Source organism: Erythrobacter sp. QSSC1-22B (assembly GCF_001678665.1).
In the GTDB taxonomy this organism is placed as follows: Bacteria; Pseudomonadota; Alphaproteobacteria; order Sphingomonadales; family Sphingomonadaceae; genus Qipengyuania.
In genome coordinates this window covers 13,854-28,031 of sequence record NZ_LZRP01000014.1, presented here as the reverse complement: position 1 = coordinate 28,031, position 14,178 = coordinate 13,854, and the positions used below count along the sequence as shown (strand labels likewise).

10 protein-coding genes are annotated in these 14,178 nt (G+C 54.4%); 3 read left to right on the top strand and 7 right to left on the bottom strand.

All coding sequences use genetic code 11. The annotated features are described in order from the left end of the window. Nucleotides 1-194: 194 nt before the first annotated feature. The 3 genes from A9995_RS16860 to A9995_RS15315 form a co-directional block, all read right to left on the bottom strand. Nucleotides 195-395, bottom strand: a complete 201-nt coding sequence (locus A9995_RS16860; RefSeq protein WP_145917008.1) for a hypothetical protein — start codon at nt 393-395, stop codon at nt 195-197. 77 nt (nt 396-472) lie between these two features. Then, the gene (locus A9995_RS16855) at nt 473-817 is read right to left on the bottom strand and encodes a hypothetical protein (RefSeq protein WP_145917007.1); all 345 of its coding nucleotides are present in this window, start codon (nt 815-817) and stop codon (nt 473-475) included. A gap of 1,692 nt (nt 818-2,509) precedes the next feature. After that, nucleotides 2,510-3,397 carry a UTP--glucose-1-phosphate uridylyltransferase gene (locus A9995_RS15315; RefSeq protein WP_067614604.1) on the bottom strand — a complete coding sequence of 296 codons (888 nt, stop codon included), beginning with the start codon at nt 3,395-3,397 and terminating at the stop codon, nt 2,510-2,512. Between the two features lie 272 nt (nt 3,398-3,669). Here A9995_RS15315 and A9995_RS15310 point away from each other — a divergent pair, with 272 nt between their 5' ends. Continuing rightward, the gene (locus A9995_RS15310; protein ID WP_067614602.1) at nt 3,670-4,977 is read left to right on the top strand and encodes a UDP-glucose/GDP-mannose dehydrogenase family protein; all 1,308 of its coding nucleotides are present in this window, start codon (nt 3,670-3,672) and stop codon (nt 4,975-4,977) included. Between the two features lie 79 nt (nt 4,978-5,056). Here A9995_RS15310 and A9995_RS15305 read toward each other — a convergent pair whose 3' ends face one another. Beyond that, nucleotides 5,057-6,283: a multidrug effflux MFS transporter gene (locus A9995_RS15305; protein WP_082992802.1), complete on the bottom strand. Its 1,227-nt coding sequence runs from the start codon at nt 6,281-6,283 to the stop codon at nt 5,057-5,059. 323 nt (nt 6,284-6,606) lie between these two features. On the opposite strand from A9995_RS15305, the gene A9995_RS16280 reads away from it, so the two are divergent. Next, nucleotides 6,607-7,224: an FxDxF family PEP-CTERM protein gene (locus tag A9995_RS16280; protein WP_082992801.1), complete on the top strand. Its 618-nt coding sequence runs from the start codon at nt 6,607-6,609 to the stop codon at nt 7,222-7,224. A 1,166-nt stretch (nt 7,225-8,390) separates the two neighbouring features. On the opposite strand, the gene A9995_RS16850 is transcribed toward A9995_RS16280, so the two are convergent. After that, nucleotides 8,391-9,212 carry an N-acetyltransferase gene (locus A9995_RS16850; protein WP_145917006.1) on the bottom strand — a complete coding sequence of 274 codons (822 nt, stop codon included), beginning with the start codon at nt 9,210-9,212 and terminating at the stop codon, nt 8,391-8,393. Nucleotides 9,213-10,604: 1,392 nt separating this feature from the next. Between A9995_RS16850 and A9995_RS17700 the strand changes: the two genes are divergently transcribed. Next, nucleotides 10,605-11,300, top strand: a complete 696-nt coding sequence (locus A9995_RS17700) for a rhomboid family intramembrane serine protease (protein WP_082992800.1) — start codon at nt 10,605-10,607, stop codon at nt 11,298-11,300. A gap of 272 nt (nt 11,301-11,572) precedes the next feature. On the opposite strand, the gene A9995_RS15285 is transcribed toward A9995_RS17700, so the two are convergent. Continuing rightward, nucleotides 11,573-12,382: a class I mannose-6-phosphate isomerase gene (locus tag A9995_RS15285; protein WP_369815868.1), complete on the bottom strand. Its 810-nt coding sequence runs from the start codon at nt 12,380-12,382 to the stop codon at nt 11,573-11,575. A gap of 624 nt (nt 12,383-13,006) precedes the next feature. After that, on the bottom strand, nt 13,007-13,999 hold the full coding sequence (locus tag A9995_RS16270) for a cell wall hydrolase (RefSeq protein WP_233998253.1): 993 nt from the start codon (nt 13,997-13,999) through the stop codon (nt 13,007-13,009). Nucleotides 14,000-14,178 lie beyond the last annotated feature (179 nt).

Genomic DNA, 14,178 nt, shown 5'->3' with positions numbered 1-14,178 from the left:
CTAGCGACGATGCGTCAGGCAAGGTTGGGCTGTAGTGATACAACGGACCCTTTAGCCAACGGCGAACCGCTAGAATGGTTGGGTCAGACCATCAGCCTTGGGGTATCAAAATTTTTCAAACAGGCGTCAGAGCATGTACTTCGAGTGCACCCAAGTGATGAGCTGCGCACCTAATATTTCGATAAAACCGAGCCTCAACGTGGACTCTGATCGGTATCGTCCGCGTCTTCAATTTTATCGGCAACCACCGAGATTTCGACCACGGCAGATTGCGCATTGTCAATGAACCGGATGCAGGATGGATCTTTTACTCTTGAGGCGAGTAGCTCAAGGTTACCCAAAACCACCTGAGTGGAATTACGTAGCTGGTGAGCGAATTTCCCTCCATTGGCCATATGCGATCCTCTCCAACCAATTGGGTGGGCATAGATAGGTCGGCTACAATGATGTGACCTTCTTGCAGCACTAATGCTTAATCCGAAGAAGGGATCCCATCAAGTTTTAGAATCCACTTGCAAGGACGCTCTCCCACTTCCGAAACGAGCTTGAGATTTCCATTCAGTGGTGGCCTTGCTAAAGGAACAATTTGTCCTGAACCCTCCGCAGAACATCCATCTTCAGGTTGGCTGCCTTCCTGGTAACCAATTATCTCTTGCGTCATCGTCGCACGCGCATCTTTTAGCTCCTGCTTGCGCGCAATTGCCTCTAACTCATATATATATTGCCGCACAACAGCGATGTCATGCGGATCAGCCAGTGATTTTGTTGCCATCCGAATACGCTCGGCAACCTTTCGAGGGTTCGAGAACTCAGCCAAGTTAACCTCCCCGTTTTGATTCGAGTTGATTCGAGGCGACCACTTTCTTTACTGTATACCTATTGAACGACCTGCGCCACAAAATAGGTTACTGTGCTGGCTTCATAGATCTGCATCTTGTGCGGCGGAGAGGTCGGCCGAGCACGTCTTCTCTACAGAATTGGCCAATCTTCGTCCAAACGCGAGAAGCAACCTAGGCAGACCTTCTCGTTTACGACTGATGCGTCGAATGCTGAGAGCTTGGTATTGAGCTTGCTTTCAAGGTACCTATTCATGAGCTGAACGTAAACGTAGAGGCGCCGTTGTTTAGTGACGGGTGCTTAAGCGTGGCATTGGCTGAGATACTGCGGCCTTGCCCCAAATATGGCCCGGGCTGGTGTTGCCCCGATTACGGCTGGGAGCGTGCCCCGAAGGATCGCATTGGGCGGATAGCTACGCAGTGCTAACCTTAGTGCATCATGGCGAAACGCTGAGCCAATGTTTGCAACCTTTTTATGAGCCAAATTTGGGTTTTTGACTCCGATGGATCAAGCAGACCGTAAGTTCGGCTGGAATTCCTTGCTGTGTGGGTTGGTTTTGCGCGCACGCGCAAAGAGATATCCTTCGTCCTACCAGCAGCAGGTCGCCATCCGTTGCGCGACATAGGAGCAGAGCCTCAAGGCTCTCAGAAGCACATCTGGCGCGCTCCGATCAAAATTACTGACCGGCCATGGTCGAGGCGTTTCGGTTAACAAGGCAAGGACGAGCAAGTCCACTACCCGCGTACGACGCTGGCAGGAGCGTTGCATTTACGAAAGTGCGAAGGCACTCCTCGCAACAAGTGCCGCCCAATTGGAAAGGCGCAGGTCCCTCCGGAGCGCGTCGCCGAGATTGTTCGTCGACTCATGAGCGCCTGCAGGGTTAAAAAGATGGCCCACTGGACGGTACGGGCGCGGTGCCGAGGATTGTAGGCACTGCCCGGGGAAGGCGACCAGGAAGGCCCAAGACCTCGCTTCGCACCGCTGGCCCAGCTTCAAGCAGCCGAACGCTCCGGCCTCCACCGAGAAATTTACCTACATCGTCTTCCTCGATCGCATCGAGTTCGAGGTGCCGGCGGACCAGGCGATCCTCGACAACGCTGCAGAACACAAGACCCATAAAGTCCCAGCCTGGCTCGTCCCTCATCCGCGCTGACCCTTCACTTCACGCCGACTTCAGCTTCTTGGCTAGATGCAGTCTCAAATTTCTTTCGGTAAGCTGACGCGAACCCAAACCAAAGCGGCTTGTTCCATTTGTCATCGACCCTCAGGCGGCGATCAACCCCTCATCCGCGAACACAATAGCGACAATCGTAGCCGTTTATCTGCATCGCGTATCCCGGCGACATCATCGTTCAAAATTGAGGACTCCAAACGTCGGATTTGTCCACCTAGGCCGTCTGGCTTAGTGTCCCAGGGCACCATGCGCTGGACGAACGACTGTAAGATGTAACAATCATCAAACTTAGAAAATAGGAAGGGAGTATTTCGTTCAAACAGTTCTAACGAAACGTTCGACTTCGGGGTGCCCTCTGCACCCGTTTTTCTAAGGCCTGGCCTCTTAAACCGACGCATCAGCGGTATCGGGGTGTGATTATACTTAACGTCAGATCCCAAACGGGGACGCGTTTGCCTTCCGTTCGCAAGGTCCTACAAAGCTTGATTGCGCTTAAACTCAGCCTCTCAGCAAACGCGCCGCCATCGCTCGCACCTCGGGGCCCATGTCATCGCGTTCCAGCGCCAGCGCCAGCGTCGCCTCCACGAAGCCCAGCTTGCTGCCGCAGTCGAAGCGGCGGCCTGCAAAGGTGACCGCGTGGAACGGTTGACTGCCGATCATCCGTGCCATCGCGTCGGTGAGCTGGATCTCGCCCCCTGCGCCCTTGCCCTGCGTCTCGAGCACCCGCATCACCTCGGGCTGGAGGATATAGCGGCCCGAGAGGATCTTGTTCGAGGGCGCGTCGGCCACCGCGGGCTTCTCGACCAGACCGCGCACCTCGGTCAGATTTCCGCGCTCCTCGCCCGGATCGATCACGCCATAGCTCGAGACCCGGTCTTCCGGCACCTCGAGCACCGAGATCAGATTGCCGCCGATTTCGTCATACGCCGCGACCATCTGCGCCATGCAGCCGGCCCCCCCGCCGGCCTGCGGCACCATCAGCTCGTCGGGCAGGAACACCGCGAAGGGTTCGTCGCCGACCACGGCACGCGCACACCAGATCGCGTGGCCGAGGCCCAGCGGGACCTGCTGGCGCACCGCGATGATGTCGCCCGGGGTCGCGTGGGTCGGTTCGAGCACGGCCATGTCCTTGCCGCGCTCGGTCATCGTCGCCTCGAGCTCGAAGGCACGATCGAAATGCTCTACGATCGCGGTCTTGCCGCGCCCGGTGACGAAGATCATCTGCTCGATCCCCGCCTCGCGCGCCTCGTCGACCGCATACTGGATCAGCGGGCGGTCGACGATCGGCAGCAATTCCTTGGGCACCGCCTTGGTCGCGGGCAGGAAGCGCGTGCCGAGGCCGGCGACGGGGAAGACGGCTTTGCGGATCGGTTTATGGGTGCTCATGGCAGCGGCGTTACGGGCGAGCGATCGCGGGCGTCAAGCAACAAGAATCTAGCGTTACCCGTTCGCAAGTCAGGACACCTCCTATTCTAGTTTTGCCGCTTGCTTCATGCGGTCGGATCTTAAGATCGTCGTTCGATCTCACGGATCTCCAGCGGCTCCCGTACGCAACTAGCCTTTGTTGTGATTAAAATTAGCAAAAAAATCTAGCCTCTCCTTGCGTTGTGGAGGCGGAAAGTGAACTAGGCCCATTCAATTCAAAGGACGCGAATTATATGAAAATTGCGGTGATAGGATCTGGCTACGTCGGGCTGGTGTCCGGCGCGTGTCTTGCCGATTTTGGGCACGAGGTCACTTGTGTGGACAAGGACGAAGGCAAAATCACCAAACTGCAGAATGGCGAGATGCCGATCTTTGAACCAGGGCTCGCTGATCTAGTCGCGAATAATGTTGATGCCGGGCGACTATCGTTCAGTACTGACCTGCCAAGTTCGATCCAAGGAGCCAAAGCGATCTTTATCGGCGTCGGCACTCCGAGCCGACGCGGTGATGGTTACGCCGACCTGTCCTATGTATACAGCGTGGCTTCAGAGATTGCGGCCAGCCTCAATGAGCCTGCTGTGATTGTAACCAAGTCCACCGTACCTGTCGGCACCGGCGACGAAGTCGAGCGGATCATTCGCGAATCCGGCACCACCTCAAAGTTCTCGGTCGTTTCTAATCCTGAATTTTTGCGCGAAGGCGCAGCCATCGGCGACTTTAAGCGTCCGGACAGGATTGTGATCGGCGTCGAGGACGAATTTGGTAAGCAAGTGATGGGTGAAGTCTACCGTCCTTTGTTCCTCAATCAGTCACCCATCCACTTCACCAGCCGTCGCAGTGCCGAGCTGATCAAATATGGTGCCAATGCCTTCCTCGCTACAAAAATCACTTTCATCAATGAAATGGCGGACTTGTGCGAGCGGGCTGGTGGCAACGTCCAGGAAGTTGCCCGAGGGATCGGCCTCGATAACCGCATCGGGCCCAAATTCCTGAACGCAGGACCAGGTTATGGAGGCTCATGCTTTCCCAAGGACACGATGGCGTTACTTAAAACCGCTGAAGACTACGGCAGTCCGCTGCAGCTAATCGAAGCTGTGGTGAAAGTGAACGAAAGCCGCAAGCGCGCTATGGGCCGCAAAGTGATAGATATCATGGGGGGTGCCGAAGCTGCGCGCGGGAAGAAGGTCGCACTGCTTGGCCTGACATTTAAGCCCAACACCGATGACATGCGAGACAGCCCCGCCCTTGCTGTCGCACAGGCCCTAACAGATGCGGGTGTGGAGCTCGTGGCTTTTGATCCTGAAGGCATGGAAAACGCGCAACCTATGATGCCGCATGTGACGATGTCAAACAGCCCCTACGCAGCCATCACGGGGGCAGACGCTATCGTCCTCATTACGGAGTGGGACGAATTTCGAGCACTTGATCTGGAGCGAGTGAAGGAGTTGGCACGCGAGTCGGTCATGGTCGACTTACGAAACGTATACGACCCTGCGGAAATGCGCGCGGCCGGTTTCACTTACGTCAGTATCGGACGTTGAGCCGGTAGCAACGAGATTGTCCGATTACGGCCCTCGCGAGTCTGAAATGGAGATAGGTCATGGGACCGCTCACAAGAACTCACAGGCTAGGACGGCGAGGCGAAGTGCGCATCGAAAGCGCGCAGGCTCCGATCCCGCCAACCAGCATCGCTATCGTCATGGGACGCGCGGAACCATCGGCAAAGAGCGCCACCAGCAACGACCCAGCCATTCCTCCACCATATTGAAGGGCACCCACCATTGCAGATGCGGCGCCAGCCTGATTGGGGCAGGTATCGAGTGAGCCAGCAATGGAATTTCCCACGACAAAACCCGCCATCGCCATAAAGACCACTATGACTACGATCATTGCGATCAGTGCTTCTCCGTGAAGCACTATTATCGCCAACCCGATCAATGCCGCCACAAGCGCGACTGTCGCGCCCATTCGTAAAACCAGTCGATAGCTGAAGCGCTTCAGAATCTTAGCGTTTATTAAATTTGTGATGATGATGGATAATGTCCCACCTGCGAGTAACCAAGCAAATTCGCTGGGCGACAAGCCTTCTTGATTAATAAATACATCGGCAGCCGCCCCAATAAACCCAAACATTCCAAAATAATAAAACGCTCCCGCGCTGGCGTAAATCCATAGTTCTCTGTTCCGCCCAAGCGCTGAATACCGGTCGAAAACACTGATTGGATGCGGATGTTTATCAAATGGTCGTCGCCAGGTTTCGGGCAATCTCCAGACGGCGCCGATAGTGAAGATACCGATAGCTGCAAGCATCCAGAAAATTTCCGTCCATCCGAAAGTTTCTAATAGCTGTGCCCCAACTATTGGGCCGATGAGGGGCGATAAGGCCATAATTGCAATTAGCGTAGAGAGCTTACTAGCAGCCTCGTCCCCGGAATAAAGATCCCGAAGGATCGCCCTACTCAAGACGACGCCCGCGCTTGCGCCAAGGCCTTGAAAGAGGCGAAAGGCAATAATCTCGGATAACGAGCCTGACAACGCACAGCCGATCGAGCTTCCGACGAATATAATCAGGCCGAAAATGATTGGGCGTTTACGTCCAATCACATCTCCAATTGGCCCCCAGACCAATTGACCAAGCGTAAGCCCGGCAAGGTAAGACGCAACCGTGAAGGACATTTCACCAGCATCTGCGCCAAGATCGAGAGCCATTGTGGGTAGTGCGGGAAGATAAAGATCGATCGATATAGAAGAAAACGCCATCAGAAGACTCAAGGTCGCAAGAATGCGGAAGTCTCCTGATTGAGACTGCTCTAATTGCTGGTTGATATCGCCGCCTTTCAGTATCACGTACGTCTTTTAGAATTTATGATTTTACTTATAGTCAATAGAGTGGTGGCCGAGGATAGAAGCCCGAAACGCCCTAAGCGGGGTATTAGCCTGACCCCCATAAACGGGCAAAGCTCTCTTAATACCTCACGGCCTCGCTTGTCACGGCGCGGGCTTAGTCAGGCACGCTCGTTGCGAGAAGGAAATTCCGTTGCGAGAAGGAAATTCGATTTTCCTTTAGCAGCTTCTGGGGTGATCGGCGCAAAAGCCTGTTGCACTCATCCATTTTTGCGCTATTGATGGCCTTAACGATTCGTTAGGTCTCTTTTTGAAAGGGAAACCACATGAGCTTTCAATTCAGTGCTACAAAACTTAAAGCTATGGCGGCCGCTTCGGCGTGTGTCCTCGCCGTGGCTGCTCAACCTGCCTCTGCGGAGGTGTTTGTTCCTAACACGGGCGGGATCGCGGCAGATGGTTCGTCGTATTCGTTCATAGTCACTGGCAATCCCTTTGCCGGGCCCGTGTCCGGTGCTATCGCACGTTCGAACCTGCCAGCTTCGGCCTTTTCTGATGTGTTCAATTTCACTCTCGGCCAAGATGGGCTTGGTAGTGGGTCGGTAACGACAACGCTTGCAGGGTCTCTTGGTGGCTCCACCGATGTCGACTTTACGTCAGTCTCATTCTTTAATGGGTTCAATAATTTTATTGTTCCAATTGGTGGTACCGGTAGTTTTGAGTTTGCTGAAGCCATAAATATCCCGATTTTTACGGGCGTTCTAAACACTCTTACGGTCAATGGCGTTGGGCGCGGTCAAGGCTCGTATGGTGGTCAGCTTAGCTTCCAACCATCTGCTCCAGTTCCTGAGCCGGGCACATGGGCCCTGATGCTACTCGGCTTTGGCGCGATCGGCTTCGCTATGCGTCGCCGCAAAGAGCAAGTCCGGGTTAATTACGCCTTTTAAATCACTAAAATTTGCAAAAAAGGAAGGTGCTTACTGCGGGCTGCAGTTAGCACCTTCTTTTCGTCTGAACTTGGTAAATAAGCTTATATCTCGATATTCAGGCTCTGATTAGTGATCCTTGTGCGAGACCGTGCTTTACGTGCCCGAACCACGCCACATCCTTTTAGTGACGTACGGCTCGGTACCTGTGTATCCCCCAAGGATACGAACTTTGCCGCACCGAGATAGGGCCTAAATCGAATCCGGTGCTCGCATCTACGCATTGCCGACGGCGGGATCCAATCGGCGCAACCCGGAGCAACATTAGTAGATGCGCGTCCTTGTCCGCCGAATCGGCGCTATCAAACCTGCAAAAAAAGCCTAAGGTCGCCATCAGGAAAAACCCAGTGTGTGGCGTGAACAAAATCGGGTGCGATTCTCGCGATTAGCTCGAAGTCCGTAGCGCATGCTTCCAGATCCAGCAGGTAACTTGGGCTGCGTTTATGATCGAAAGCGACCGGACGTCGCTTCCGCTTGTTCAAAAGATCCAGGTTCCAACCCAAGTGGATACAGGTAAGCGGTGGGACTTATTTTTTCCCAGCAGCAGTTCGCGTCGAATCACATTTAGTGTGTGAACGTAGGGAACACATCGCTCACGCTGACGAGCCCCATGCTGATCGTCGGCCACCACAGCTCGGAACTTGCCGAAAAAGCCAGCGCTGTAGGGCGTCAAAGCGGGCGGAGTGTCGTTAGATCGCTCCGGGAATGCTGACGAAACACACACTTTGATGAGAGGTGGGCTTCGCCGCACTTCAAGCGAACGGTCGCATGCGCGCTAAGATACACGACGAAACATTCTGTTTCAGCCCCGCTCCTGCTCACCTTTACAGCGCCGCTTCGGTAGAGGCCTACAACCACGACAAGGCGCATTCGTCGCATCGATATGCAGCGCCGTGGGTTCGCCGCCAAACTGAATGAGCAGCCGCCAGGGTCGCCTACTCGTTCTCCTCAAGACCCCGCCACGTAACCCATTGCTCAACCAGTTCCGCGCGGTAAAGCGGGACCAATTGCCATGCAACTCGTGCGAACGTTGGGCGTTATGTCATACAGTCAGTTACTTTTTCTGGAATTGATGTAGGCCGACAATCCGCTATTTCATTTTTGACTATCCATCTATCAGCAACGACTTACGCAGCGCACCTCAGATAAATTTGCGGCTTACTATCGCTTAGTGAGTCCTCCACAGCACGGCCAGTATCGTTCGTCAGTCGGGCGATACGTTGCCTTACGCCAGCTTCCTCTTTTTTATTGAAAAAGTAAGGATAAAGCGAACGACCAGACTTTCCGAATTTACCGGCCAGCTGGTCGATATTCTCCCCAATTTTCTGAACTTTTATGCGCATAAGCTGTGACGGGGCAGATACGGCCATGTTTGTCTTTAGCGCTCCGATACACTCGAAGCCGAGCATCAAGTGATAAAATTTCACGTGCCGCGGATTCACCTCAATTACGAGGTCACTGCACCCAAATCGATCGGTTCCATAAAGATATATAATGTGAAACAAGCTAGCCAAATAAGGCCGGGCATCTGGTGATGGATCGAAAGCAAACTTGGACAGTTCACACAGTTTCATTCCCGGCTCACTGCGAATTAAACTCAATTCTTCTGAGAAGGTTATATCAGTAGCTAATGAAAAGCCAGAGTCTACCTTTAGCGTGATTGTTCCGAACACGTCACTCCCCGAAGAGGCCGTGAACGTAACGGTCTGATGCTCGGGTTGAATTTGGTGGTCAGAGCCGTACCCGCGGGCGCCATAGCTGCGGTTAATCACCATGCTCGCAGAACTTCTCGCGCCCTCATCGCTAGCTAACCGAATAGCAATCGTCCGCTCCTGTCTTACTGCATTCGCTGGCTGAAGTATGCTGCAAAGGACCGAATCTTCGCCCGAGTTTAACATAGCAGTAAGCGGCGTGCCGCTTGCAGAGGTTCGTTGGATGGCTTGTATCATTTATCCCTCCATAGATAATGCGAAGTTCGACTCCGACTGTGACCCGGCGGACCCGGCTGAGCTAATGGCAAAAATCACCGCGAAAATAACCATTGCTGCAACGCTTGCAATTTCAGCGTGCCTTAGCTTGAGCGTAAAGACGCGAAATTTCATCCTAGCCTCCTTGTCACTGATCTCTAAATAATGAGAAAACCAAATCCGTAAGGATTGGCAAGCGGTAGCGGCAAGATCGTTAAAACCGCACACCCAAGCTTGGTTAACGGCCGAGGCTCCTACGCCGCCCGGCGCCCGGGCCATAGCCCATGGCAGTTCATAGCTTTGAATTACGCCTCTGTGCGGTGAGATGAGCGCAAATTAAGTTGGAATCAGATGTTCCACCGAGCCGGAAGGGAACTAAGACCAATCTTCCTGACGCAAGGCGCGGCTTTGCAATGCGGAATCGGCCGGCAAGCGCAGGGGGGTTTCTCGTGCAACGATCCTCTCGTGTGTCACCGGACAAGCGTCCCGTGCTTTGTGGTGGCAGGATGTGGCTCGATTGCTGATGAAAAGCTGCGTCAAAAGGCAATTGGAATCGGCCAAGTATCCACAAGCGCCCCACTGAAAGCTCTCGCGAGATGCTCCCTTTGATGAGCGGGTGGTTAGGAGAAAAGGGCCGTCTCGGAACGGCCTTGGCCGCGAAAGCAAAGCGCAGAAGGGACCGAAGTGCAACCGCTCAGACCGGAGGCTTTTCAGCGCTCTTTACAGAGAGGGGACGGCCAAAGGTTACGCGGCAATGGGAATGCCTGCGATGCAGACGAAGGTCATCTCCCGAACTTTTAGGACCAAATCTCAGCGGCCCCGTGGCTCGGTGCGCCCCCTCCCCATTGCAGAACAAAAGAAGGTTGGTGTTCGTCTCGTCCTTGGTGACCCGACAGTATAGGCCTGGGCCTTACTTTTGAGACACCGGCGATCCAGTTGGCTTTGATGATAGAGCAGGCGGGGCCCCGAAGCTGGTTAGCCTCGAGATAATCCGTTCCGAGGCACCGCGTTTGGGTCAACGACAAAACTTTGTGTAAAGCGTTTCCTTCGGACCTCAAATGTTTTCAAGCCAACCGCTACCGCAACCGCCACTTCAGGGCCGTGCAGAACCCACAGAATACCCGCCGGTCATCAATTCTCGGTATCCTACTCATGCCTCGGCAAAGATGGCTCAAACCAAATGCACTCCTGTTTCAGAACCGGATGCGTAAAGCGGCCACTCCTACCGGTAATTTGCCATCCAACACGCCTCATCGCTGAAGCCTTTTGAATCACATCCCGATGCCGATATGGCCCCCCCTTTTTAGGAAGCTGGGCCCTGAGGCGGCGCTATCCACTTGGCGGATTGGCGTAAGTTAGTTAGGCACCCGGACCATGAACTTTGAAGATGCACCTCTTCCGGAGGACGGGGGCAACAATCTTTTTACAAGAGATTGGCCAGTGCCATGGCACGCGCATGTGGCACCCTTGGCGATCGTGGTTTTGTTAGCTGGCCTTTGGCTAGGCTCCGATGGCCAAATGGCATCTTGGGCCGTGTCATGGCAGTTGCTCTCGCGGAACCCTGTCTTACCAATTTTCACCCACATTGTAGCGCATGGGGGGTTAGTCCATATCCTCATGAACTCTGCCGTGCTGCTCCTATTGAGCGGGCCCCTTATTTCGCGCTTAGGAAAACCTCCAATCGCTTGGCTGCGTTACCTGTACCTACTTGTTGGAAGCGGTGTATCAGGGGCTACATTTTTCTTGCTGCTGAACAACCGAGAAGCCGCGTCAATGCTGGGCGCATCGGGCGCAGTTTTCGGTCTGCTTGGTATGCTAGCTCGGATCCATCCCTCGACAGGAAACGCTGTTCCAATCCGATCGCCTAGGACATGGATGGTTGTCAAACTTTTCGTTCAGAACCACCTTGTCCTGTTTGCCGTCTTGGCGGTCATCGCTTTCCTATCGGGGGGTGGCGCGCTTGTGGCTTGGGAAGCGCATCTTGGGGGGCTATTATTCGGCTTCTTCGTAGCGCCGCTTTTTCTCAAGTTCCCACCTTTAGACGAAATTCAAACTAGAGGCACTTCCTAGCTTATCGGTGCGCACGTCCCGGATTAATCGTGTGGCAGGCGCCAACACTGCGATTCGGGAACGCTCAATTGAGCTCGTTCAACCTTGCTTTGTTGGATCTCAGTCACCGTTGCAAATTCCAGCCCAGTTCGGAGGATGATCTCCGGCAATGCAGCGCAGATGGATGCTGGCGCCCATTTAGCTTTACGAAAACCCATAAGGTGCTGGCCACTTCGAGGATTGCTTTAAAATTCAACAATCGAACAGTTTTGCTCCCTTACAGCTCGCATCACTCATGTAGTTTGAGCAATTAGCACCTTGGAATTGTCCGTAAAAACCACCGAGCTGAGACTTTGGGCCAGTGCACACTGGCCTGCCACGACTATGTCCCCAGCCACACGAGCCAACCCTTCGTAAGGGATGACGAGAAGCGGGCCAGTGTAGCAAGTATGCAAATCTATCCCTGGTTCTCCGTCGAGCCTATCGAGTCGAAAAAGCGGGCCATCGACCAGTAGCTGGTGTCCAGCTTCAGGCACCCGCGAGCGTAGGAGGGCGTCGTGCGGTCTACCCAGCGCGACAGATATGCCGCTTTCCAGATGCAGGTCGCGCGGCCGGGCGTAGTCGTAAAGGCGATAGGTAATGTCAGAATTTTGCTGCACTTCAATCAGAGCAATTCCCGCCCCGATCGCGTGCACAGTGTTAGCTGGAATGTAGACAAAGTCGCCGGCTTGCACCGGATGCCAGGCCAAGAGGCGCTCAATCGAACCGTCTATTGCCGCATCGCGCATCGCATCAGGACTGAGGTCTTCGGTGAATCCTATGCCAAGTTTTGCATTTGGCTCGGCCTCCAGTATCAACCAGCATTCTTCCTTGCCTTGGCAGCCCTTGCCATCGGCGAGAGTCTGTGCATCAGAGGGGTGGACCTGAACCGACAGCGCCTGACTAGTGAAGATGTATTTGACCAAGAGCTGACTTAGCAAGGAGGGCGGCTCGAACCAGATCTCGCCAATCCGCTCGCCCCCACCTTGCCCCTTGAAAGGAGCGGGCAGAGCATCGACGCCCCAAGGTTTTGCGACCGTTTTCGTGTCGAGGATCACCGGCACTTCCCATCCACAAGCGGTCCAAAATCATGCGCGCCAGAAAAAGGCTTATCGCTGTATAAAGTGACAATGATGCGTTTCGACACGCGCTGTTCGCGCCACACCTTTGCGGCTAAAGGTGAATACTCAGGCATATCGTTGCGGCGCCGCGAGCCGCTATCGCCACCCAAATTCACGGGACTTAATTCTCGCATCTTCTCAGCATACTAGGCAAAGAAATTTTGTGAAGACACGATTAGTTGCTTTGTTATCCTGATGCGAAATTGTGGACGGCTCTCGCATCAGCCTAGTCGTGGCGACGTGTAGTCGTTTTAGGTCGGGGGTCACCTTGATAAGTTTGAGGTTGTCGATCGCGGAGCGCCCAGAGCGGTGACGGCATCATTAAGTGCCCTCCGCGTCCAGCAAAGCAGCCTGACGGTTGATGAAAGATCGGCGCTTTCCTGCAACATGCGGGCCTCACAAGGGACTGCGGCCGCACCGTGCTGCTTGAACAGACAGAGCATATGAATGCACTCGATCAGAGCCATAAACGCGCAAAGATACTTACACCGCAGGCGGCCGGCCACACTTCAACCGATTACGCTGCGCCATGTCTCACCTTGTGAGTAAAGCCTCAAGGAGATCATGTCATTCTACGACCAACTCCGAAGGGGCTTCATCTAACTTAAGTGTTCCCGAGCGCTGATCAGCTCGAACTGATGAAGGCGCTTCCACGTCTGCAAGTGGGCTGGTTCTGTTTGGGCGGCTCTGCGGTAGATCGCCTGCAGATGAGGTAACTGACGTATCGAGAAAAGCCTCCTCAAGGCCCTCAAGGAGTGGGACCGTTTCAATGCTGGGCGAATTCACGAGCTCGCCTGCATACGCCTGACTGAATGCACGTCGACGACCCCAGGAACCACTCCAGCGATAAAAGATATGCGTGTTGATCGTCGCAACCTTGGCCAAGCTCGGTGCCCAGTAAGGGAATACATAATTGGCGTGGTAGTGAGTTGCCATTCCGACGGAAGGCTCCACCTTGCCCTTAAGCGCTTCGCTTGCAATCCGCTCTGCTCGGCTCCAGCCTTGCGCTGAAGCAGTCCTAAGCAGGCTCCCGTCGCACGTGAACGTGAATTGGCACCCGGTGCGCAAATGTGAGCCTTGATATACAACCCCGCAGACTGACGAGGGGAATGCAGGATGCCTGACCCTGTTCAAGACAACTTGGGCAACGGCTCGCTGGCCGGCCGCCCCTTCCCCATTTGCTTCGTAATAGATCGTGGCCGATAGGCACTCGAGCGCAGAATCGTAAGTTGCTGCCTGCGTCCAGTCGGCAGACTGCCTGAAAGGCGAGGCAGCTTCAACAGGATCATCAGAGTATGGGAGCGACTTGTTGGCGGCGAGAGCCTCGTCTTCCGACAGAAGTTCCAGCTGCTCTATTCCGGGAGGAAGGGCAAGCTGCGCTATCGGCGATAATTCCTCAATTGGAGTGTCCCTGCCGGAACTCAATTTGCCAGAGCGCCCCCAACCTGAATAGAAGATCGCGCCGGCAGCCGATAACGTCATCAAGCCAACTGCGGTCCAAAGCAGCACATTTCGTCCGACTTTTCTTTTCACTCGCATATATTTCAACTTGCGCTGCAACCATCCTTCAGCGCGCTGCTCTCGGAGGGCCGTTGATTTAAAGCTAAACGCTGACACGGCATATCAAAGCGCCCCGATAAGAGACGGTTCCTCGCTAGCTCAATTCGGCGATTGTTACCACCTGAAAGCACCGCTAGAGATATGGCAGACATCGGATCCGGCAAGTCAAAAAGTGAGAT

Bases quoted from the DNA above. Each gene is read 5' to 3' on its own strand.
- A9995_RS15315 (WP_067614604.1), bottom strand. From the start codon at position 3,397: ATGAGCACCCATAAACCGATCCGCAAAGCCGTCTTCCCCGTCGCCGGC.
- A9995_RS16280 (WP_082992801.1), top strand. From the start codon at position 6,607: ATGAGCTTTCAATTCAGTGCTACAAAACTTAAAGCTATGGCGGCCGCT.
- A9995_RS16860 (WP_145917008.1), bottom strand. From the start codon at position 395: ATGGCCAATGGAGGGAAATTCGCTCACCAGCTACGTAATTCCACTCAG.
- A9995_RS16850 (WP_145917006.1), bottom strand. From the start codon at position 9,212: ATGATACAAGCCATCCAACGAACCTCTGCAAGCGGCACGCCGCTTACT.
- A9995_RS17700 (WP_082992800.1), top strand. From the start codon at position 10,605: ATGAACTTTGAAGATGCACCTCTTCCGGAGGACGGGGGCAACAATCTT.
- A9995_RS15310 (WP_067614602.1), top strand. From the start codon at position 3,670: ATGAAAATTGCGGTGATAGGATCTGGCTACGTCGGGCTGGTGTCCGGC.